Below are 23,696 nucleotides of genomic sequence, written 5' to 3' on the forward strand. Positions count from 1 at the left end.
TTATCAAGCTCGGTGAGGTTTAATAGACCAATAGCAGGCGCATTTTCCATCCTTCGTTGAAAAAATGCAGAAATTCTTAAGCTGCGCTATACTTCAACCCTTCCAAGGAGCGTTGCGACGAGAGTAACTATCTTGCCAGGCTTGGAATTCAATGCAGATCAGGATGTTGTCGTTTCTTTTTGTCAAAATTGATAGGAAGAACCGACACACAATCGGACTCGCTTGCCTCAACTGCGCTCACGTTACTTTTTTCTATTGAAAGGAGGGCGTGAGAACGCCACCACCATGACTACGCAAACTACCCACCAAGATTACCTTATCGCTGACATCAGTCTTGCTGATTGGGGACGTAAAGAAATTGCAATTGCAGAAACTGAAATGCCAGGCTTAATGGCAATTCGTGAAGAATTTGCTGCCAGCCAGCCATTAAAAGGTGCGCGCATTACTGGTTCGTTGCACATGACGATTCAGACAGCAGTACTGATTGAAACTTTAATTGCATTGGGCGCGCAAGTACGTTGGGCGTCCTGCAACATCTACTCGACGCAAGATCACGCTGCTGCTGCGATCGCCGCAGGTGGTACGCCAGTATTTGCATTCAAAGGTGAAAACCTTGATCAATATTGGGAATTTACCCACCGCATTTTTGAATGGACCGACGGTGGTTATTCCAACATGATTTTGGATGATGGCGGCGATGCAACGCTGTTGTTGCACCTCGGTACACGTGCAGAAAAAGATTTGTCCGTGCTGGATAATCCAGGTTCAGAAGAAGAAATTTGTCTGTTCAATTCCATCAAAGCCCATTTGAAAAACGAACCAGACTGGTACTCTAAACGTCTGGCGGCAGTCAAAGGCGTGACCGAAGAAACAACCACTGGTGTACATCGCTTGTACCAAATGCATAAGGAAGGCAAACTTGCTTTCCCAGCAATCAACGTGAATGATTCGGTAACGAAGTCCAAGTTTGATAACTTGTACGGCTGCCGTGAATCTTTAGTTGACGGTATTAAACGTGCAACTGACGTGATGATCGCCGGTAAAGTCGCTGTGATCGCGGGCTATGGTGACGTCGGCAAAGGTTGTGCGCAAGCGATGCGTGCTTTGTCTGCGCAAGTATGGGTCACAGAGATCGATCCTATCTGCGCATTGCAAGCAGCGATGGAAGGTTACCGCGTAGTGACGATGGAATACGCTGCAGAATTTGGTGATATTTTCGTGACGACAACAGGTAATTACCACGTTATCAGCCACGCGCATATGGTGAAGATGAAAAATCAGGCGATCGTGTGCAATATCGGTCACTTCGACAATGAAATTGACGTTGCTTCCCTGAAAAAATACACGTGGGAAAACATCAAGCCACAAGTTGACCATGTGATTTTCCCTGACGGCAAACGTATCATTTTGCTGGCGGAAGGACGTTTGGTGAATTTGGGATGTGGTACTGGTCATCCTTCATATGTCATGAGCTCTTCTTTCGCGAATCAGACGATCGCGCAAATTGAGTTATTCTTGAATAACGATAAATATCCAGTTGGTGTATATACTTTACCTAAACATCTGGATGAAAAAGTCGCTCGTTTGCAATTGAAAACACTCAATGCGCAATTGAGTGTTTTGACAGATGAACAAGCGGCCTATATTGGCGTGACGAAAGAGGGCCCTTATAAGCCTGAGCACTATCGCTATTAATTAGCTGGCGGCTCAACTCCTCGTTGCACCTGACAGTGGCGAGGAGTTTTTTTTAATTCTAATTTATGTTTGGAGTGTTCATGCGCTTGCTTGCAACCTGGTTAATTAATGCATTAGCCTTACTGGCCATACCTTTTTTGATGCATTCGGTGTCGATTGATAGTTTCGGAACGGCGCTGGTGGTGGCTGTGGTGCTGGGGTTGGTAAATACGGTGTTGCGTCCAGTGCTGGTGTTGCTGACGTTACCTGCAACTTTGATCACAATGGGTCTGTTTATATTTGTCATCAACGGCCTGTTGTTTTGGGGTGTGGCGAATATGGTCGATGGATTTCATGTCGCCGGATTTTGGGCTGCTGTGGGCGGCGCTTTGCTGTATAGCGTGATTTCGTGGACACTCTCGACCCTTATTTTGCAAAAATAATGAAACCGCATAATTTCAGTATAGAATTTTTCCCTCCCAAGACGGGCGAGGGCACAGAAAAGTTACGCGTTACTCGCGCCAAACTAGCGACGCTTGATCCGAAATATTTTTCAGTTACTTTTGGTGCAGGTGGAACAACCCAACAAGGAACACTGGACACCGTTATTGAAATTCGTCGTGAAGGTTTTGATGCGGCGCCGCATCTATCTTGCGTTGGTGGGACACGTGAATCCATACGGAGCATTTTGCGCGAATATCAAGCCAATGATATCCGTCGCTTAGTGGCGCTGCGTGGAGATTTACCAAGTGGTTACGGGATGGGGGGCGAGTTCCGCTACGCCAACGAATTAGTCGAATTTATCCGTGCAGAAACGGGTGATTGGTTCCATATCGAAGTCGCTGCATACCCAGAAATGCATCCGCAAGCGCGGTCACCACAAGATGACCTGAATAACTTTGTGCGTAAAATACAATCAGGCGCCGATGCGGCGATCACACAGTATTTTTATAATGCCGATGCGTATTTCCGCTTTGTCGAAGACGCTCAGAAATTGGGTGTGACCGCGCCTATCGTTGCCGGTATTATGCCGATTACCAATAGCAGCCAATTGCAGCGATTTTCAGAAATGTGCGGTGCGGAGATCCCGCGCTGGATACGTCTGAAACTCAACAGTTATGGCGATGATAGTGCGTCGATTAAAGCATTTGGTCTCGATGTTGTCACCAGTATGTGTGAGCGCCTGTTGCAAGGCGGCGCGCCAGGTTTGCATTTTTATTCCCTCAACCAGGCTGCTGCGACGACGGCTATTTGGCAGCGATTAGTGTCATAACAAATCGCTTGCAATCGAGTGAGTGACTTACGTCATTCCCTGAGCAGAAGTTTCAAAACCCGTTCAGTGATGGACGGGTTTTTTATTGAAAATTTCTATTTTACAAACTGTGCTAACGCCTTGATTTGCATCAAGATTATGTCTCCCTGATCTGATTACAATCGGATGTCATATTTTGGATGACATCCAGAACGGGAGACCCATTGGCTATAGAACTTTTTAACGACGGCAAACATATTTGCGTAATGTTCAATGATCTCGTGAAGGATGCCGGTGATCATGCTGTTCAAGCCAATCAGTTTCTGATCGTATCGGACGGCGAGGGTGCGTTGATCGATCCTTCCGGACACCTCACCTATAACTCGCTGGTACTCGCCATGCACAAATATTTGCCCAAGCAACATCTCAAATATTTGTTTGCATCGCATCAGGATCCGGACATTATCGGGGCACTCGATAAGTGGTTGTTTAGTACCGAATGTAGCTTGTACGTGTCTAAACTTTGGTCGCGTTTCGTCCCTCATTTTTGTAATCTGAATCGCGCCGATGGCCGTATTATCGGGATTCCGGATGAGGGTATGCCAGTTCATATGCGCGACACGACATTACATGCCGTTCCCGCTCATTTTTTACATGCTGAGGGTAATTTCCAATTTTACGACAGCACATCGAAAATACTGTTTTCCGGCGATATGGGAGCATCGATGGTTGATGCTAACGATATCCATAAGCCGATATGTTCCAGAGAAGATTTCTTTCAGGCGTTGCATACCATGAGAGGATTCCATCAACGCTACATGGTCTCTAACAAAGTATGTCGCTTATGGGCCAACATGGTCAGAGACATGGATATCGATATGATGGTGCCGCAGCATGGACGCTATTTTGTTGGAAAAGAAGCGATCCACGCATTTTTGGATTGGATAGAAAATCTCCAATGTGGGATCGACTTATTCACTCAGGAGCACTATCGCTTCCGCGGTTGATCCGCCAAACGCTTGGCATAGCCAATCGACTCAGTTTCCTTTGCCTTGTTTTAAAATCGCGTAGTCGAGTGGCAATGCCGTTGTGCTTTTTATCACCTCCATGACAAAGCTGGAGCTGACGTCCTGTAGGTCAGCGACTTTCACCAGTTTTTTATATACCAGATCAAATCCAGCCATGTCGGGTACATGTACTTTGAGCAGATAATCAATATCGCCGCTCATACGTAAGATTTCGACAATTTCAGGAATGTCCCTGACGCCGCTGATAAATTTTTGCATCCACTTGTCATTATGCTGCGCTGCTTTGAGCGCAACCATCACCGTTAAGCCGAGGTTGAGCTTGACCGGGTCACATAACACGACCTGTTGGCGTATTACGCCTTCTTCTTGCAATTTCTGCAGACGACGCCAGCATGGCGTGATGGACAAATGCACAGATTGCGCCAGATCGGCTAGTGCTATTGATGCATCTTTTTGTAGAAAATTCAGTATTTCTAGATCTTTTTTATCCATGATTCTATTAAATTAGAAAATTTTTCTAAAAATAACACATATTGATCAACTATTTAGTAAATAATTTCTTCGCTTGATTGCTAGGATGGAGGTCTGAAGTCGACCGTTATTCGCCTCACTTCCTATTCAAAAAATTCAGCATCAGGAGCACTTATGAACCGCGACGAATCCACTTTACAAACCGCAACCCGTTTGACTCATGCCGGGCGTAAAGGAAAAGACCATCACGGTCCTGTCAATCCGCCCTTGGTGCGCGCATCAACCATGTTGTTTCCTGATTGTGCTTCCCTGCAAGAAGCGAATGGTACGCGCCGTATCTATGGCCGCCATGCGACTGAGACGACGTTGGCCTTGGAGCAGGCTCTATGTTCTGCAGAAGGCGCTGCGGCATGTATGTTGACCCCATCTGGCCTATCGGCGATTACAACGACCTTGTTGGCGCTGTTAAAACCGGGCGATCATCTATTGATGGTGGATACCGCTTATGACCCTACGCGTTTATTTTGCGATGGTTTGTTGAAGCAAAATGGTATCTCAACGACCTACTATGATCCGTTGATCGGTGCAGGAATCGCCGCTTTGATGCAGCCAACGACGAAAGTCGTCTTTGTCGAGTCGCCAGGTTCATTAACGTTTGAAGTGCAGGATATTCCGGCGATTGCTGCTGTGGCTCATGCTGCTGGCGCCGTGGTTGTTTCTGATAGCACGTGGGCAACGCCGATCGGTTGGGCTTCATTTGAATTAGGTGTTGATGTCTCAATTCATGCAGCGACCAAATATATTGTTGGCCATTCAGATGCATTGATGGGCGCAATCTTGACCAATGACGCCTTACAACATCGGGTACGCGATACCTATAAACAGTTAGGGATGTCGATTGGCAGTGATGATGCTGCATTGGCGTTACGTGGTTTGCGTACAATGGCAGCACGTCTCGCAGTGCATCGGCAAAGTGCGCAAGTTGTGGCGCGTTGGTTGCAAGCCCAGCCGGAAGTGGCTGAAGTGTTATACCCACCTTTGGAAGGCACCGCTGGTCACGAATTATGGAAGCGCGATTTCCGTCCAGAGTTTGCTTGCGGTTTGATGGGCGCAGTTTTTCATAACAATGTCACCGTGCAACAGGTTGCGGCCTTGATTGATCGTACCCGTTTATTTGGTATTGGTTTTAGTTGGGGCGGTTACGAAAGCTTGATTTTGCCAACCAACCCATCGCGTTGCCGTACGATAAATGCCGAAAAATGGACTGCTCCGATGTTACGTTTGCACGTTGGTCTGGAAGCGGTAGAGGATTTACTGGCTGATTTGGACGTAGGATTTAATGCGTTGCGTACCTTACCAACCTTAGTTCAGGTAGCTTAAGTTTGTTTAGTATGGGCATGCTGGCATGCTGGCATGCAATTGCAACCCGCCAGATCTTGCATGTTGTGATCAGCGCGGGTCGTACGCGCCCGACCAATCAGCGCGCGTTCATTCCATCATCATGGTTTGGGTACGATGTTAATTCGCTACCCACTCAAATGCTTTTTTCAGGAAACTTGGTGGCGGTAGATTAAAGACGGCATGATTGGCTGGTTCCAGATCAGGCAACAAATGGCGCATCGATTCCGGTGCATGTTGTTGCCTGGATTTCGCTCGTTCAACGGCCACTGTATTGATATCTGCAATAATACTGACAATCTCATTGCTGGCTTGCTCGAGATCTAATTGGTAAAAATCGAGATTTTTCTTGCCATGGCGATAAGTTTCAAATTGACGCAGTATCACTTCTAATGCCGCACCACAATCTTTGGCGTGAAGTTCAAACACACATTCATAGGTTCCTGGCAACATATTTTGCGTGTCGCGATTAAATTCCATTGCTTTAGACACGCCGGAACGACGCGTCGCGCCAATGCGGTAGAGGCCAGGGCGTAAACCATCGTTTTGCAGGATGTAGATGGTGCCAGGTGTGCCGTGTAAAAATTTTGGCTCCTGTGGCAAGGTACGGTAATTTTGATATCCGGTTGACATAGCTGACCCTGAGTGTGGTTGTATCTGGGTCAGTGTACAAATAAGTCGTTGGAAAGCAGTGGCAGAACAGAGGGTAAATCACCTCTTTGTTTGGCAATTAATGTGATATTTCGAGTTCTAAGAGGGGGGGGCGGCATTGTCATAATCTCGTCATTCCTATTGAGTATCATGACGACATCCTAATGCTTCTCCTCCAAAGGTAAGGATATTTACCCGCAGATTGACTCTGCGGGTTTTTTTTTGACGTAATTATGGTGGGGTAGATTGTTTGCTTGCCGGCGTCGGCGGTGTGCCCGCAGCTTCATCTAAATCCAGCGATTTAATCCCGGCCCCATTGAGAAACTCGGAATACATCCAGTCGCCCTCGGCATTACTGACACCCTCTGGCGCTGTTCTTTGCATTTCAGGTTTGCCGGCCAGACTGACCCGCATACTATCAATCCAGATCGGCAGCGCAAGGGTCGCACCAAATTCACGTCCACCAAGCGATTTTGGATCGTCGTAACCCATCCAGGCAACCCCCACGATATTGTTCGCATAACCTGCAAACCAACCGTCTACTGCCTCGCTACTGGTGCCGGTTTTTCCTGCCAGATCATGGCGACCTAATTTTTGGTCTGCCGCCGCGCCTGTACCGCGTAAAGCGACTTCACGCAACATACTATCGGTGATAAAAGCATTTCGGCTATCGATCACTCTGTCGCTATCTTGTGCAATCGCAGGCGCTTTGGTTTCGCTCAATACTTTACCGCGTGCGTCTGTGATTTTGGCAACCAGCCATGGAGTGACCTGGTAGCCACCATTTGCAAAAACAGCATAACCAACTGCTAATTGCACTGGCGTCACTTGTCCGGTACCCAATGCAAGGGTCAGGTTGTCAGGGTGTTTATCTTTACTAAAGCCAAAGTGCGGCAGCCATTCTAGTGCCGTGTTAACCCCGATTGATTTTAAGATACGTACCGATACGACATTTTTAGATTGTGCTAAGGCGGTCCGCATTGTTACTGGACCATCGTATTTGCCATCGTCATTACGTGGATCCCATTTTAATGATTCTTCAGTGGTCGATGACAGCTGGACGTCATTGATCAAAGTCGACGGCGAGTAGCCTTTTTCTAATGCTGCCGAATAGATAAATGGCTTGATACTTGAGCCAGGTTGACGCCATGCACTGGTAACGTGATTGAATTTTTTGCGATTGAAGTCAAAACCCCCAACCAACGCGCGATAGGCGCCAGTTTGTGCATCAAGCGCGACATAGGCACCTTCCACTTCAGGTAGTTGGGTGATGCTCCATCGCATTTTGGCGTCTTGAATGACGCGAATTACGGCGCCCGGGATAATCTTGAGATCTGACTTGGCCTTGCTCTGTAAAGCACCATTGGCAAAACGTAAGCCATCGCCATTGATTTCTATACTTTCACCAGACGCCAGTTCAGCATGTACCACTTTGGTGGTGGCATTGGTCACGACGGCAGCAATGAGTTTGTCGTTGGCGGGATGTTTTTTAAGTACTTCATCAATTGCATCGTCACGCTCGTCCTCGTCGGTTGGCAGTGTGATGAATTCCTCAGGGCCCCTGTAACCATGGCGCTGATCGTAGTCCATAATATTTTTTCGAACGGCCTCGTAAGCAACATCCTGATCTGCCTTGAGTATCGTAGTATAAACTTTGATACCAGTGGTATAAGCCGCATCTTTGTATTCGGTCACAATACTTTGACGGACCATTTCCGCGACATAGTCCGCATGCGCGTCGTACATTTGTTTGCCGGTGACTGTCAGATGTTCATGGCTGGCTTGGTCAAATTGTGCTTCAGTAATGATGCCTTTGTTGAGCATGCTTTTAAGTACCAGGATTTGACGTTGTTTGGCACGTTGAAAATTGACTGCCGGATTATGTCGTACAGGATTTTGCGGAATACCGGCTAACATTGCTGCTTCTGCCAGAGTGATTTGGCTTAGTGGCTTACCAAAATATGTTTTGGCAGCGCTTGAAAAACCATGCGTGCGCTGACCGAGATAGATCTGGTTCATATAGAGTTCCAGAATCTGATCTTTACTAAGTGCTGCTTCGATACGGAACGTCAGTAAAATTTCTTTGATTTTACGCGTAACAGTTTTTTCCTGAGATAAGAAAAAATTTCGTGCAACTTGCATGGTAATGGTCGACGCACCCTGATGAAAGCCGCCACCAAGATCCGCCACAAAAGCGCGGGTGAGCCCAATAAAATCTACGCCGTTATGTTCGTAAAAGCGGGCATCTTCAATGGATAGTAAAGCGTTTTTCAACACATCAGGAATCTCTTTGATCGGCACAAAATCGCGATGTTCTTCGCCAAATTCACCGATCAGCGCATTGTCTGCTGTATATATTCGTAGCGGTATTTTAGGCTGGTAATCGGTAATGGCATCCAGGGCGGGCAAGCCGGGGGCGAGTCCCAGGAAAATGTAAGCAAGGGCACCGATAATGACTGAGCCCAACAACGCCACGATGGCGAGTATCCATTTCATTCTGATTCCTTATTCTTCCAAAGTTTGTAGCAAATACAGCTTTTGATAAATACCATGATCAATTTGCATCAATTCCTGATGCTTGCCACGCTCTACCAATTTGCCGTGGTTGAGTACGATAATGCAATCGGCATCGCGGATGGTTGATAGACGATGTGCAATCGCGATGATTGTGACTTGATGACGCAATTCGGTTAAGGCGATTTGGATAATTTGCTCTGTCTCGCTGTCGATATGGGATGTGGCTTCATCAAGAAACAAAATACGCGGTTTCCCTGCCAATGCGCGAGCAATGGCGATCAATTGCTTTTGTCCTGTCGATAATCTGGCACCACCTTCGCCTAACGGGGTATCGTAGCCTTGTTCCAGTTGCAAAATTAAGTCGTGGACGTGTGCAGCTTTTGCGGCTGCGACGATGTCTGCTTCGCTGATTTCTCTGCCCATCGCAATGTTTTCGCGGGCGCTGGCAGCGAGCAAAAATGGCTCTTGCGGCACCAAGCCGACGCTGGCACGGAAATGCGCATCAGAAAAGTCAGCGATGCTCCGCCCATCAATCGTAATGCTGCCTGATTGGGCAGTGTAAAAACGCAATAACAAACTCATCAATGTTGATTTTCCACTACCGGTATGACCTACGACACCAAAAAAGGCGCCCGATGGTATCAACAGATTGACGTCGTTCAATACGGGGTGTGTCGGCGTATAACCAAAAGTAAGATGCGAGATATGTACCTCACCAGATTCCATGATGGCACCAGTATTTGCATCGGCGGTCAGCGGTTCGTGCAACAAGGTATTGACACGTGCAGCAGACACGACGGCTTGCTGAATCTGACCGAATTGCAAGGTAATTTGTATCAATGGATCAACAACGCGTGCGATGTAGCTGACAAACGCATAAAGGATGCCGACTTCAATGCCAGAAAAATCACGCTGCCCAAAGCAGTAAATCACCACGACCAGTAATATTGAATTTAAAAAATCCAATGCGGGGCGCAGCAACCAGGCATTTGCTCTCAATTCGTCAAGCCGCGCACGATAGTGTCGTTGATTGGTGTCCGCAAAACGTTCGCCAAAGCGTCGTTGTGCATTACTTGCTTGTAGCGCACTCATGCCACTGATGCTTTCTGCTACCTGAGCATTGATTTCACTGCGTAATTGGCGCGCCTTGCTGACAGCCGGTGCGCTCCAACGTTGATAAAACCAAACGATAATCACGACGGCCGGAATCAGCATCGTCACGATCAACATTAAACGCCAGTCCAGCCAAGCCATTGCAGCAAGCGCACCGATCACCACGATGGAGCTATCGAGCATCACAAACAAGACTTGCACATAGAGGTTCTTGACTGCTTCCGTGTCATTCGTGACACGACTGACCAACTGTCCGGTCATGGCTTTGTCAAAAAATGCCATGGGTAAGCGCAGCACATGACCGTAGACTTGTTCGCGCAAGCGTCGCACAGACCGCATGGCGACACCAGCCAGGCGGGCCAATTGCAGATAGCGTAACCAGGTTGCCCCCCAACCCGTAATGACATAGGCACTCAGCAAGCTAACAACGAACTGCAAGTCCATTTGATGTGGCAATAAGTAGCGATCAATGAATGCCTTTCCTAGCAACGGGCCGATTGCTTCTAACCCTGCCGCGATCAACAAGAAAATGATGCCCCATATAACTTGCGACTTTTCTGGTTGTGCTGAGGCGATCAGGAGTTGCACCGCCATTTTCTTTTCTGATGGGGGTGTTTTTTGTTCTGGAATATGCAAATCACGCGGCATGTAAACTTGCCTCCAGTTGTTGATAGCGCCATTGCGAGGCATACCAATGGTTTGCTGCCAGCAGTTCCGCATGTGTTCCTTGCTCTGCTATTGTGCCGTCGCGTAAAACGACAATGTGGTCGGCGTTTGCTACCGCACTGAGACGATGACTGACAATCACCGCGCTACGATGGGTGTGTTCATGACGCAAAGTTGTCAGATGTTGAAGGATGTGGCTTTCTGTTTCAGTATCGACGGCTGATAAGGCATCGTCTAATAGTAACAACGGACTATCTGTCAATAAAGCTCTGGCTATCGCCACCCGCTGGCGCTGGCCGCCTGATAGGGTTACACCACGCTCACCGACTGGTGTGTCGTAGCCTTGCGGGAAACGGACAATATCGTCGTGAACCGACGCTAATTCAGCCGCATGCATAATGTCAGCCCGGCTCGCATCGGGTTTTGCCAGAGCGATATTGTCGGCAATGCTTGCTGAAAATAAGAATGGTTCTTGCGCTACCCAATTGATGGCATTGCGCAAGGTGTGCAAAGGGTAATCAGCGACGGCATGATGACCCCAGGTGACCGTTCCTTGAGGCGTTTCAATTTGACGTAATATCAACTTGATGAGGCTGGACTTTCCCGCACCCGTCGGACCAACAATGCCTAATGTTTTTCCGGGTGTTATCGATACAGAAATATCATGCAATGCGGGCTGCGATTGTGACGGATAAGAAAAGAAAATGTTTCGCAGTTGGATGGCGCCGCTTGGCGCTGTCTGTACGGCGCCGTGGTCTTCGATAGATAATGGCATATTCAAGACGGGCTCTAAGCGGTTCCATGCAGCTTTGCCGCGTTCTAACAGTGATAAAACCCAGCCCGCAGCAAACATGGGCCAGATTAATTGACCCAGATACATGCTAAAGCTGGTAAGCATGCCGATGCTCATTTCATTCTGCCAGACCAGATAGCCGCCCATTGCCAGCGTTAATGCGCCAGCAGAAGTCAAGGTGATCCCGACAGCAGGTTCGTAGGCGGCTTCCCAGCGCTGCGCCGATAGGCTGGCATCGGCCGCGTGTTCAGCAAGCTCAGCAAATTGACTGGCACTGCGTTGTTCCAAACCTAATGCCCGAAGGGTGCGCACACCTGCCAGCGTTTCCTGCACTTGGTCATTGAGTTTGCTGAAGCGTTCTAAAGAGTCACGAGAAGCTTCATGTACGTGATGGGTAATACGCTTGAATGCCCATGCCATGAAAGGAAACGGTAGCAATGCTACCAATGCTAAGCGCCAGTCAACACCCAGCAACATCATGCCAATGACCAATGCGAACGTTAATGAGCCATCGAAACCAGCGAGTGCCGCTTCGCCAGCGGCCAGCTCGATCGCATCAGCGTCATTGGTACCAAGCGCCATCAGGTCGCCCGTGCGTTGTTGTTGAAAGAAACTTTGTCCCTGCAAACTTAAACGTTGATATAAGCGGGTACGCAACTCAGCACCGAGTTGATAGGACGCCGTAAATAATTGCATACGCCAACCTACCCGCAAAAAGTAAATTGCGACCCCCATTAATACTAAATAGCTAAGTTCTATCAATAAACCATGTTGATCGAGTTGATGATTGACCATGCCATCAATCACGTTTCCAACGCGTCGTGGTATAAGCACTGTCATGATGGCGACGGCCATTAGCATACTGCCGGCGGCGCAATAGTGTAGCCAATGACGACGTATAAATTCTCTGAGTAGTTGAAACAGTGTCATGCCAGTTCTTAAATAAAAAATCCGTTATCCCGATCAGGCGGTCAAGATAACGGATCGTCAGTGCTCATTGATGTGATTGCATCAAACGCAATCTACGATCAATCGACGATTAAAATACAGTTAACGTACAATTAATGTACAACATATGCCGTATTATCCCACTTCAGCATGTTCCACAAGAAACTATACGTGATGGCGCTCATATCAGCACGTTGGGTACTGTTTGCTGCGCCCCCGTGGCCACCTTCGGTATTTTCAAAATACCACACGTTTTTATGACCTTGTTCCAGCATCTTTGCTGTCATTTTACGCGCATGGCCGGGATGTACGCGATCGTCTCTGGTCGAGGTAATAAAAAGAACATTGGGGTAAATGATATTCGGCTTAACATTTTGATAAGGTGAGTACTCTTTAATGTATGCCCATTCATTCGCAATATCTGGATTGCCATACTCGCCCATCCACGATGCACCGGCGAGTAATTGATTAAAACGTTGCATATCGAGCAGCGGCACCTGGCTCACCACGGCATTGAACAGTTCTGGATGCTGGGTCAGTGCGACGCCCGCCAACAAGCCCCCATTGCTGCCACCCATAGCACCCAAATGTTGAGGGCTGGTTATTTTACTGGTAATTAAATCTTTGGCGACCGCCGCAAAGTCGTCATAGGCGCGTTGACGATGTTCTTTCAGTGCTGCTTGATGCCAACGTGGACCAAATTCGCCACCACCGCGGATATTCGCGATCACATAGACCCCGCCTTTGTCTAACCAGGCTTTGCCTAAGGTGCCAGAATACGATGGCGTCAATGAAATCTGGAAACCACCGTAGCCATATAATAAGGTTGGGTTGTTGCCATCGTAATTGAGGTTTTTACGCTTGACGATGAAATAAGGAATTTTGGTGCCATCCGCCGAGGTCGCAAATTGTTGCAAGGTTTCATAGGGCGTCGAATCAAAAAACGCTGGCGCAGATTTTAAAGTGCTACGTTGGTCACTGCCTGCATGCGCCAGCAAATAAACACTTGGCGTCAGGTAATCTGAATAACTGAGCAGGTAATCATCGGATTTGTCGGCATCCATCGGGCTGACGGTAATGCTGCCCAAGGTTGGCAATTTGACTTCTCTCATGACCCATTTGCCGTCTTTCAGAGACCATTCTTTGAGATTGCTTTTAACATTATCCAAGGCTTGCAGCAGCAAGAAATGGCGGGTTGTCGCTAAACCTGTAAATGAAGTGCTGTCGCTCGGTTCAAATAATGTATTGAAATTACGGTCACCTTTTTCAAATGCAGAAAACTTGATCGCCAAGACAGCACCAGCAGGATAGGTTTTGTCTTTCAATGTCCATGCCTGACGCAAGGTAATGAGTAACTGATCTTCAAAAAACGCCAGATCAGCCTGAAGTGGGACGTCGAGTTTTTTAAGTTTGCCGTGTTCACGTACATATTGTTCTGAACTGTAAAAATCGATTTGTCGTTGCACTAATTCATAATGCAAATTTGCATGATTGACACTTTGTGCAGCGACGGATAAATCGGTTTTTTTGCTTTCTAAAATAAGCTTGGCAGCTGTAATCGGTGTGCCACGTTTCCATTCTTTTACTTGTCGTGGATAGCCAGAATCGGTTAAGGTATTTTTACCAAAATCGGTCGCGACAAATAGCGTATTCAGATCACGCCAATCGACCGTCATTTTTGCTTCTGGTAAATGAAATCCGTTCTTCACAAATTGTTTGCTGCGCAGGTCAAACTCACGCAAGGTCACGGCGTCGGCGCCACCGCGCGATAACTCGATCAGGCAGCGGTCATAAACTGGCTCGCGGCATTGGCTATTTTTGAAAACCCAGTTTTCGTTTTCATTTTTTGCCAACGCATCAATGTCTAAAACGGTTTCCCATTTTGGGTCTGCTTTGCGATATGCTTCTAATGTCGTTTTGCGCCATATTCCACGCGGATGGTCGGCGTCGGTCCAAAAATTGTAGACGGCATCGCCCATTTGAGTGATGCCAGGAATGCGGTCTTTCGAGTCTAAAATTACTTGTAATTCACTACGTAAATGTTGAAATCCAGCATCATTATCGAGCTTGTTGCGTGTTTCCTGATTACGTAATTTCACCCAGTCTAAGGCTTTTTCGCCAGTCACATCTTCCAGCCACAAATTGGGATCCTGACTTTGCGCGGTACTGATGCCAGCAACACTACATAAATAAAGGGCGGCGATGATTTTGGATGGGTGTCTCATTGATTCTCCGATGGGATGTCGATTTATTTTTGACTAGGGATCTTAGTCTTGGTGTCGGTCGTGTCTTTGTATAATGCACAACGAATAATAATCGAAACTTGATAAAAATACCGCTGCATTGGCACGCAGCGGTATTTTTTGGTGGCGGGTCGCGGAAATAGTTTCCGGAGTTAAACTGTTCGCATTTAATAGCTTGCTACGATAGAAGCGCTGTTCATGTCTGTCGTTGCGTAGAACAAGATGTAGTAGGTCGTTGCTTGTGGTGACAGTAAGGTGATGGTTTCAGTATCACTGGTGCCGGTGGATTTGGCATCATAGCTCGATGTGGTTGCCGCGCTTGTGGCTTTCACATAGATTTCACCACCGCCAGTGCGTTTGATACTGAGCTTTTTAGCGCTCGCGGGCACCAGAATTTTGTAAAGTTGACTACTGCCTTGCGCGAGTTGAATATGATCAACCAGAACCCCATTTTTTAACGTCACCGTTGCCTGTGTAATTGGGCAACTTACACCGACCGTTTTAAACGCATTGGTCACGTCGGCAACTCGATAAGCGCGGTTCGCGGCCGCTTTTTCTACGCCGCAAGCGCCTTGATTAAACGTGCTATTACTTGTCCAGTAAAGGCGGTTTGCATCGGCCATCACTTCAAAGGCTTTACGTGTATTCCAATCGCTGGTCGTTGCCAGCAAATAAAATGCTTTGTTGTACACGCCACTGGTATTGTGCACATCCAGGCTGCTGTTATATTTGCTCGCATGATCGATAGAACTGCCATCAAGTGGTGGGTTGTACATGTAACGCAAAGCACCCGACGTTTTGAAAATGTCGACGCCGACTTTGAAGTCATTACTTCCTTTAACGAAGTATTTAACTGCTTCGCCAGCCATGTCTGAAAACGCTTCGTTCATGCCACCCGACATGCCGGAATACACTAAATTAGAATTTTGCTCCGTAAATCCATGACTAATTTCATGTCCGGTCACATCTAACGAAGTCAGTGGGTAGAAGTGCGATGCACCATCGCCAAAGTTCATGCTGGTACCGTCCCAAAATGCATTTTCATACGCCACGCCATAGTGAACTTTCATTTTGAGTTTTTGACTGATCGGCCGGATACCCAAATAGCTCTGGTACATATTGAATACCTGATTGCCAAAATAATGCGCATCGTTCATCGGCGAATAGGCACCGTTCACCGGTTTAACCGTGTTACGTGGGCAAGTGAATGTGTGCAAGCTACCATTGCCGGAGGTACTATTATTCATATTGTAGGTATCGACATTGGCGCTGCTTAGTTTGCAATTGGCACCTTTGACGTCGACGTCCATGAATGAAAAACCTGGCGTCGTTCCATATTCGTAGAGACCAGTCTTCGTATTTCCCCCAGGGCCCGTACCAATCTCTGTATGAGTCAGACCTTCCCATTGCTGCAAAATGACACCCGTATTGGCATCGATAATGAAGTGTGGCCGGGAAGGGCGATTCGGGTGTGATGTGTCGACAAACGACACCACATAAACGAGTTGCGCTACTTGTTCGTGATTGAGTCGGACGTATAACTGGGATTGATCATTTTCTGTGCTGCTTGTTTGCGCCCGTGTTTTGGCAAGGGTTAGTGCCTGTTGCGGCCCATAAAGTGGCGTGATCGAGGGAATATCCTTACCAATCTGACGCACAACCGCGCCCGATAAACTGGCTTGTTGGCCTGCTGGTGCGGTGTCTTCGGTTATGGTTTCTCCCCAGACTGGTACACCTTGGTGAAATTGTTGGTAGCGCGTGACCAGTTTGCCATTCGCGTAACGTTGACTACGTAAAGGTTTTAGTTCCTCGCTACTCAAGCCTAAACTCAAGCCTAAGTGTTCGCTGACAGAAATTGCTACGTTTGCCCGGTTGTTCGCTATCAAAGGTGTCAATAAATTGCTGAGCTCGACGCGTTCTGCAGCATGGATGTTCGCGGCTGATGTCACAATCAAGGCAGTGATTGTCAGTTGTAGGTGATACTTTGTTTGTATGGGTGACTTCATTTTTTCTCCAACGATGGTTTTAAATGGCATGCACCAATTGAACTTGCTCAATGCATTGCGCAACAATGACCAATGCACCGGTCATTGTTGTTAGTAAAGCAAGTAAAATTGTTGAAAAGAAATATTAAAGTGTCGTAATGTATCGAAAAAACAAATCGTGAAATTTTTAAAACAAATTAAATTTCTATAATTAATGAAAAGCAGAATTAAATTGTTTAAAAATTCAATATTTAAATGAATATTCGGCAATAAGTATCATTATGTATCAAGTATTTTTACTGAAAATAGTAAAATAGAACTGCCTTGCATAGCAGGGATCTTGACTGTGATGAAAAAAGTGGCTCGCATCTATCCCTTAGAACCCTGGTACGGCTATTTTTGGTACGGAATAAATAGGGGGAAGACTTCAGGCATGCTTGCCAGATGGAGCAGGTTTTGTGGATTTCGCTGGCGTTGCCGATGCGGTGATGTTTTGGCGTATCCATTTTTGCATGTCTTGCCAGATACGTTGCACTTCGGCATCAGGTGGCATTTGACTAGCATTCGGGAGTTCTATCGTGACAACAGGAATGTCTTTATGCAAACCACTGTAATTGCCGAGTGATCCCGGATACACGCCCACCCGATTGTAGATGAGGCGGCCGAAGCGACTCGGGGGCGCTGCAGGGCCATCGAAATCAAGCACGCCAAAAGGGGCATGGACAGAGATAACGACGTCGGGTTTGAATTTTTCTATGGTGTCGTAGACCCAGCGACTTTCTGGCTCAGAGATGGGCGCTTTGCCAGGGTAACGGCGAGGATCACTGCGGGTGACGCGTGACCAATATGCGGGTGCTTCTTTTTGCCAATCAGGAGTCGGAAAATTGCGATTCAGATCGACCCCATGCGCGTTCATGCGTCTCGGTTTGGTGGCCAATAGGCCATCAGGGTTGACGATTGGGGCAACTTTCCATTGAAATTCTTGCGCTCCCGTTTTTTGCATGTCATTCAACCACTTAAAAACGATGGCTGACGCGGTTTGTTCGTCGCCATGTATGCCACCGATCAGCAAAACTTTGATCGCGTGTGGATGCTTGGTATCCGCGCTTAAATCGCGAGATAGCAGTGGAAACCCATTCAGAGAATTGATTCCTGTCGGCTGTAACTTAACGTTGCGACAATCATTGGCAGAAATTTTTGGCAACCGGGCAGCCAGAGGAGTGCACCAATCGGTGATGACCTTGGCCTTGGGTGCCGTTGCTGGCGCTGCGACAGACGTTTGCAATAAACCCAGGGACGCCGTCACGAAAAACATCGCGACGGCGATGTTTTTACGTTCCGAGTAAGAATTGTTGCAGCAAGATGCAATGACACTACTTTTCAACGGACTCCATTGCATCTCTGCTTCAACTCCTTCGTTCTGTTTTTGAGTTTATTTCAAGCCGGCAGCGGCACGTAAGATCGCTGCTTTATCCGTGCGTTCCCAAGTGAACTCTGGTTCTTCACGGCCAAAGTGGCCGTATGCTGCGGTCCTGGAATAAATAGGGCGCAACAGATCCAGCATCTGGATAATGCCACGTGGACGCAAGTCAAAGTGTTCATTGACCAGTGCTGCGATTTGATCATCAGGAATCACACCTGTGCCTTCGGTGTATACCGTGACATTCATTGGGCGGGCGACGCCAATCGCATAAGCCACCTGAATCTGGCATTGACGCGCCAGACCAGCAGCAACAATGTTTTTAGCAACATAACGTGCTGCGTAGGCGGCAGAGCGATCCACTTTTGTTGGATCTTTACCAGAGAATGCACCACCGCCGTGTGGGCAAGCACCACCGTACGTGTCAACAATGATTTTACGACCAGTTAAACCGCAATCGCCTTGTGGCCCACCGATGACAAAGCGACCGGTTGGGTTGATCAGGTATTTAGTGTCTTGCAACCATTCTTTTGGCAACACAGGTTTGATAATTTCTTCGATGACAGCGTCGATGAACGACTGCTTCATCTTGGTCGCTGTTTCGCTTTGGTCAGGGCTATGTTGTGTCGACAGGACGACGGTATCAATGCTATGTGGCTTACCATCGACATAACGCATCGTCACTTGGGACTTTGCATCTGGACGCAAGAATGGCAAACGGCCATCTTTACGCAATTGTGCCTGACGTTCTACCAATCGGTGCGCATAGTAAATCGGTGCTGGCATCAGTTCTGGTGTTTCATCGCAAGCATAACCAAACATCAGACCCTGGTCACCAGCGCCAATGTTGAGGTAATCATCGCTTGCACGATCAACACCTTGCGCGATGTCATTCGATTGTTTATCGTAGGCGACCAGTACTGCGCAACCTTTGTGATCGATGCCGTAGTCAGTGTTGTCGTAACCAATACGCTTGATGGTGTCACGTGCAACTTGAATGTAATCAACGTGGGCATTGGTGGTGATTTCACCTGCCAGCACAACCAAACCAGTATTGGTCAGGGTTTCAGCCGCAACGCGGGAACGGGGATCTTGTTCAAGAATCGCGTCAAGAATCGCATCAGAAATTTGATCGGCGACTTTATCCGGATGTCCTTCGGACACGGATTCGGAGGTAAAAAGGAAATCATTTGCCATCGCAGGCTCCTATAAAAAATGACCGTAAAAATTGTGCCGCAGTCGGAAAGAGAACCTGCGACGCTTTAGCGGAACTTATATACCGCCTCGCAAGTTGTCTGTTAACTCGGCGGTGGCACGCTTTTCGGGTTCCGGAGAACATCCAAAGCATGCCAATGTGTGATATTTTACGCCTTCTATTCAAGCTGTGTCGAATACCCCTCATTTTTTCTAACATTCTTGATCAGCCTCATGCTCGTCACTCTCTTCCGATTCTTATCCATTTTCCCATTACCGGTGCTGCATTTCATCGGTGCGCTAGTGGGGCGTGTCGTCTATTTGTTGTCAGGATCATATCGTCGACGTTTGCAGGAAAATCTCGCGCGCGCCGGTTTTTCTGCGCATTTAGGCGACGCTATCCGTGAAGCCGGTAAGAACGTGTTAGAGCTGCCATTCATCTGGTGCGCCAAACCAGAGCGGGTATTGGCGACTGCAACGATGGAAAATTGGGAACTCTTGCAGCAAGCCTTGGATGCCAAAAAAGGCGTTATTTTATTGACACCACATTTAGGTTGTTTCGAAATTGTGGCGCAAATGATCGCCGCCCACACCCGATTGACCGTGTTGTATCGACCACCACGTAAAGCCGCTCTCAAACCTTTGATTGAAGGTGCCCGTGCGCGCGACAATCTTTTGTTGGCCGCAGCGAATTTGTCCGGTGTGCGGATTATGGCCAAGGCACTTAAAAAAGGCGAAGCGATCGGTTTGTTACCAGACCAGGTGCCGCAAGAAGGCGAGGGCGTGTGGGCGAATTTTTTTGGCAAAAAAGCCTACACCATGACCCTGTCAGCTAAATTGCACGGCATGAATGGTGCGCCAATTATTTTGACGTACGCCGAACGTCTGCCGCACGGTAAAGGCTACGTTGTGCGATTTGTCAAATTTGAAGAAGAACTGAGCAATGATGTGACACAACAAGCCGAAGCCATTAATCGGGCAATGGAAAAATTAATTGCACGTTCACCTGGTCAATATTTCTGGAGTTATAACCGATATAAAAAGCCGGATGGTGTTGCAGGTCCTGATAGTTCAGCAGAACAGCAGGAGCACGCATGAGAGTCGTGCTTGCCTTAATGTGGTTATTGCATTGGCTGCCGTTGCCAATACTCGGACGACTTGGTGAAGGCGTTGGTCGTATTTTATTTACTTTGATTCCCAAACGTAAGCACATCACGCTGACCAACTTGCGTTTGTGTTGGCCCGATCTGAGTGAAGCCGAACGAGAAAAAATCGCCAAACAACATTTTCAGATGTACGCACGAAGTGTGTTCGAGCGGGGCATTTTGTGGTGGGGTTCAGAAGCAAGGCTGAAACGTCTGATTGTGGTAGAACCAAAAGTGCCGCTGGACGTGATCAATGCCGGACCAACGATTTTGATGTGTCCACATTTTGTGTGTCTGGATGTGGCTGGCGTCGCGGTGATGCTGGAATCTTCTTTGTGCTCAATTTATACCGAACAGCGCAACAAAGTGTTTGACCGTGCACTACGCCGTGGGCGTTCACGTTTTCGTCCTGTGAAGTTATTTTCTCGTGCCGAAGGCGTCAAGCCAATTATTCGTGCAATGACCAAAGACGGGCTTCCCTATTTCATGTTACCTGACATGGATTTTGGTGCTAAGAACGCGGAGTTCATTCCATTTTTTGGCATTCCCGCCGCGACCTTAACCGCAATGCCCCGTCTTGCAACCAGTACCGGCGCACAAATTGTGCCCGTAATCGCGACCATGCTACCCAATTATCGTGGCTGGAAAGTGACGTTTCACCCGCCGTGGGAGAACTATCCGGGTGACGACATCACTGTCGCTACGCGTCAGATGAACGCGTTTATCGAACAAGAAATTTTAAAAGCACCCTCCGAATATTTCTGGGCGCATAAACGATTCAAAACTCGGCCTGAGGGTGAAACTGGGGTTTATTAGACATGTCGGCCTTCATTGTGAAGGCACATTATTCGCTAAAAAAGTCTATCTTTAACAACTGCATTGATCATCAAGGCTAGCTTACCCCGAATTCATTTTGGTTATCAATGATCGATCAAATAGGTTCCGGAAGTAGGTTGCATCACCGAAAAGAATCAATATTTTCGGTGATGATAGTACGCACGAACATTGTTTTTTTATTGTCTATTTATTACAGGTAAAAAATAACGCCACTTGTTCTGTTCAAACTTAATTTCCTACCGCCACGCCGTTAATGTAGAGTCGACCATTTTGTCCAATAGCGCCAATGACCGTATTGCCGCCGTTATCTGCAACTGCGCTTGGATATCCTACATATAATCCATTTAATTTACTCCATCCACTGTATACGCTGGAGGCAGGTGATGATTGCGTACTGGACGACAGACCAGCAAGAGAATTCGTGGTAACCAGAGACAATTTTTTTGTAGTTGGATTCAAAAGCGGTACCACAGGCCCAAATCCGCCGTCATTGGAAATATTGGTGACAGTTGCGCTCCAAAGACTGTCAGAAACACTCTCTTTAATAAAAACGACATTTGCAGTCCCGGGTTGACGATAGAAGAGTGCTATTTTGCCGTCGCTATCGATGCTTGCGTTCGTTGTGCTAGCGGCGCTTGTTGTCGGGAAGTGAGAATCAATGTTAAAGGTTTCGGCGTTATTTGCCGTCTCGATCCAATGAGAAATTTGCCCATTTCTCGACGTGCCAAATACATGAATTAATCCATTTTTTGAAACTACCACCGTTGGGTCTCCAAAAAGGTCTGCACCACCAATATCTGACCATGATGACCAAGTATCTCCAGTACGTTGATGAATGGCACTGATGCCTTGTCGATCATTTCGGATAAATACATGGAATAAGCCGTTTTGACTCGTCGCTACGATTGGCGAACCCAAGCTTGCCAGGCAGCTCGCATTGGGATCACAGTTCATTGTAGGAATTCCCAAGCTAAGCCATTTTGTAAAGTTTAATCCGCCAGCAGTATTTTCAATTGAGGTAACAATTTTAAGACTTTCAGGCGCGCCATCCGTATTTTGAGCGAGTGGAATACTGAGAGCGAACACTTGCATTCGATTATCGGGAACGGGTCTTTTTGCAACAGCGACACCGGGCATCAGTGGATCTGAGCTTGTTTGTAAAACTGGGCCAGTCCATTGCTGATTAGCATTGGGGCGAGACCACACTGCAAGTTTGCCGTTTTGTACTGAAAATGCAGCGAGGTTCCCTGACTGGGTTTGAGTTAACCAAGCAGTGCCGCCAGAATATTTAGGATATGAGGTACCGAAATAGCCTAAATAATTATTTTCTTGGGAGAGTAAATTGTGATCCCAATATTTGTAGGCATCAAATACGGATCTTTTGACAGTGTATTCGCTGGCGCCTAAGTTGCCCTGATATTGTCCAATGGAATAACCGAGGTAATTTCTCAGGCTAACTCTGGGTACTGACGTTGATGCAGCCAGATATTGATTAAGCGCTACGTCAACGAATCTCCCGACATAAGTATGATCCGTATTGTCGAAATTCACATAATCGATTCCTGTACATGCCGGGCAAGAATATGGTCGGGGGTCAAGGGTTCGAATCACTGTTGGTTTATACTGATTCATTAAAAATACAAGAGCGTTGACGAGATCACTTTTACTGCCATAAGTTGATGACTTCAAACCGATTCCATCTGTACCTGTTGGAACGATTGTGGCATAAGAAGAAGGCGCAACTCCCTCATATAAATGATAAAGCGCATACGCGGCGTCCGGATCGCCACCATCAGGTAAATTAAGAAAAATAAGAACGACAGAGGGATTGGACCTCAGGGTGTTTTTTTCAGCAACGATACCGTTTGGTAAAGTGAGTAACGAGCGTATCCATGTCAGCGACGTATTCGATTGCTTTAACATTGCCGCATAGGCAGCGCGTGCTCCTTCTTCACGTTGTGCGGCGTAAAGTGTTCGGGGATCCCCCGTCAGCGATCCATTAGACTCCCCTGCAGTAACATACACGGTAACGACGCCGGTGCCCGCACTAACAGAGGCCGATAAATCTGGGTTCATGAACAAGATATCATCATCTTCATGCGCCACAACTTGCATTACCATTGGCGCCGGTGTCATCACCTGACTTCGCGCGATCAGAGGCGAACAAAGGGTAAAACCGAGAATTGTTGCAATGACATATTTTGATAATTGCATCTCTGAAAGAGCTAATTTCAAATAGCGATTTATCCCCGGAGAATATTTCATCACAATCCCATTTTCAAAAATTTTTAAGTCGTAGTTTGATGTCGACACGCGCAATGCGAGAACAGTGTTTCGGCATGACGTTTTGACGTATACCGT

General features: G+C 47.3%; 17 protein-coding genes and 1 riboswitch. Of the genes, 7 read left to right on the plus strand and 10 right to left on the minus strand.

Annotated features, from left to right (window positions below):
* The first annotated feature begins 98 nt into the window (after window positions 1-98).
* Window positions 99-246, plus strand: a riboswitch (S-adenosyl-L-homocysteine riboswitch).
* A gap of 39 nt (window positions 247-285) precedes the next feature.
* From ahcY to ACO0K1_RS01965, 4 genes are all read left to right on the plus strand, one after another.
* Window positions 286-1,695, plus strand: a complete 1,410-nt coding sequence (gene ahcY / locus ACO0K1_RS01950; RefSeq protein ID WP_423022141.1) for an adenosylhomocysteinase — start codon at window positions 286-288, stop codon at window positions 1,693-1,695.
* A gap of 80 nt (window positions 1,696-1,775) precedes the next feature.
* Window positions 1,776-2,117, plus strand: coding sequence for a phage holin family protein (locus tag ACO0K1_RS01955; RefSeq protein ID WP_423022143.1), 342 nt, complete (start codon window positions 1,776-1,778; stop codon window positions 2,115-2,117).
* On the plus strand, window positions 2,117-2,947 hold the full coding sequence (gene metF / locus ACO0K1_RS01960) for a methylenetetrahydrofolate reductase [NAD(P)H] (RefSeq protein WP_423022145.1): 831 nt from the start codon (window positions 2,117-2,119) through the stop codon (window positions 2,945-2,947). The genes ACO0K1_RS01955 and metF overlap by 1 nt, the downstream gene beginning before the upstream one ends.
* 203 nt (window positions 2,948-3,150) lie before the next feature.
* The gene (locus ACO0K1_RS01965; RefSeq protein WP_423022147.1) at window positions 3,151-3,933 is read left to right on the plus strand and encodes an MBL fold metallo-hydrolase; all 783 of its coding nucleotides are present in this window, start codon (window positions 3,151-3,153) and stop codon (window positions 3,931-3,933) included.
* Window positions 3,934-3,963: 30 nt separating this feature from the next.
* On the opposite strand, the gene ACO0K1_RS01970 is transcribed toward ACO0K1_RS01965, so the two are convergent.
* Window positions 3,964-4,446 (minus strand): Lrp/AsnC family transcriptional regulator, encoded by a 483-nt coding sequence (locus ACO0K1_RS01970; protein ID WP_423022149.1) that lies wholly within the window; start codon window positions 4,444-4,446, stop codon window positions 3,964-3,966.
* Between the two features lie 153 nt (window positions 4,447-4,599).
* Between ACO0K1_RS01970 and metC the strand changes: the two genes are divergently transcribed.
* Window positions 4,600-5,805: a cystathionine beta-lyase gene (gene metC, locus ACO0K1_RS01975; RefSeq protein ID WP_423022151.1), complete on the plus strand. Its 1,206-nt coding sequence runs from the start codon at window positions 4,600-4,602 to the stop codon at window positions 5,803-5,805.
* A gap of 138 nt (window positions 5,806-5,943) precedes the next feature.
* Here the strand turns inward: metC and ACO0K1_RS01980 are convergent, their stop codons facing one another.
* From ACO0K1_RS01980 to metK, 8 genes are all read right to left on the minus strand, one after another.
* Window positions 5,944-6,456, minus strand: a complete 513-nt coding sequence (locus tag ACO0K1_RS01980) for a hypothetical protein (RefSeq protein ID WP_423022153.1) — start codon at window positions 6,454-6,456, stop codon at window positions 5,944-5,946.
* 249 nt (window positions 6,457-6,705) lie between these two features.
* Window positions 6,706-8,970 carry a penicillin-binding protein 1A gene (locus tag ACO0K1_RS01985; protein ID WP_423022155.1) on the minus strand — a complete coding sequence of 755 codons (2,265 nt, stop codon included), beginning with the start codon at window positions 8,968-8,970 and terminating at the stop codon, window positions 6,706-6,708.
* Between the two features lie 9 nt (window positions 8,971-8,979).
* A complete protein-coding gene (locus tag ACO0K1_RS01990) occupies window positions 8,980-10,752 on the minus strand; it encodes an ABC transporter ATP-binding protein (RefSeq protein ID WP_423022157.1) in 1,773 nt (590 codons plus the stop codon).
* Window positions 10,742-12,493, minus strand: a complete 1,752-nt coding sequence (locus tag ACO0K1_RS01995) for an ABC transporter ATP-binding protein (RefSeq protein ID WP_423022159.1) — start codon at window positions 12,491-12,493, stop codon at window positions 10,742-10,744. Before ACO0K1_RS01995 ends, ACO0K1_RS01990 begins: the two co-directional genes overlap by 11 nt.
* A gap of 131 nt (window positions 12,494-12,624) precedes the next feature.
* Complete coding sequence (locus ACO0K1_RS02000; protein ID WP_423022161.1) at window positions 12,625-14,736, minus strand: prolyl oligopeptidase family serine peptidase; 2,112 nt, start codon at window positions 14,734-14,736, stop codon at window positions 12,625-12,627.
* Between the two features lie 185 nt (window positions 14,737-14,921).
* Window positions 14,922-16,760 (minus strand): M4 family metallopeptidase, encoded by a 1,839-nt coding sequence (locus ACO0K1_RS02005; protein ID WP_423022163.1) that lies wholly within the window; start codon window positions 16,758-16,760, stop codon window positions 14,922-14,924.
* A gap of 406 nt (window positions 16,761-17,166) precedes the next feature.
* Window positions 17,167-18,138, minus strand: a complete 972-nt coding sequence (locus ACO0K1_RS02010) for a M14 family zinc carboxypeptidase (RefSeq protein WP_423022165.1) — start codon at window positions 18,136-18,138, stop codon at window positions 17,167-17,169.
* A gap of 33 nt (window positions 18,139-18,171) precedes the next feature.
* Complete coding sequence (metK, locus tag ACO0K1_RS02015) at window positions 18,172-19,356, minus strand: methionine adenosyltransferase (protein ID WP_423022167.1); 1,185 nt, start codon at window positions 19,354-19,356, stop codon at window positions 18,172-18,174.
* Between the two features lie 231 nt (window positions 19,357-19,587).
* Here metK and ACO0K1_RS02020 point away from each other — a divergent pair, with 231 nt between their 5' ends.
* Window positions 19,588-20,451, plus strand: a complete 864-nt coding sequence (locus ACO0K1_RS02020; RefSeq protein ID WP_423022169.1) for a lysophospholipid acyltransferase family protein — start codon at window positions 19,588-19,590, stop codon at window positions 20,449-20,451.
* Window positions 20,448-21,314: a lipid A biosynthesis acyltransferase gene (locus ACO0K1_RS02025; protein ID WP_423022171.1), complete on the plus strand. Its 867-nt coding sequence runs from the start codon at window positions 20,448-20,450 to the stop codon at window positions 21,312-21,314. The genes ACO0K1_RS02020 and ACO0K1_RS02025 overlap by 4 nt, the downstream gene beginning before the upstream one ends.
* Window positions 21,315-21,563: 249 nt before the next feature.
* Here the strand turns inward: ACO0K1_RS02025 and ACO0K1_RS02030 are convergent, their stop codons facing one another.
* Window positions 21,564-23,600, minus strand: a complete 2,037-nt coding sequence (locus ACO0K1_RS02030; protein WP_423022173.1) for a PIG-L family deacetylase — start codon at window positions 23,598-23,600, stop codon at window positions 21,564-21,566.
* Window positions 23,601-23,696: the final 96 nt, after the last annotated feature.

This window comes from Undibacterium sp. SXout20W (assembly GCF_049340285.1).
Taxonomy (GTDB): domain Bacteria; phylum Pseudomonadota; class Gammaproteobacteria; order Burkholderiales; family Burkholderiaceae_D; genus Undibacterium.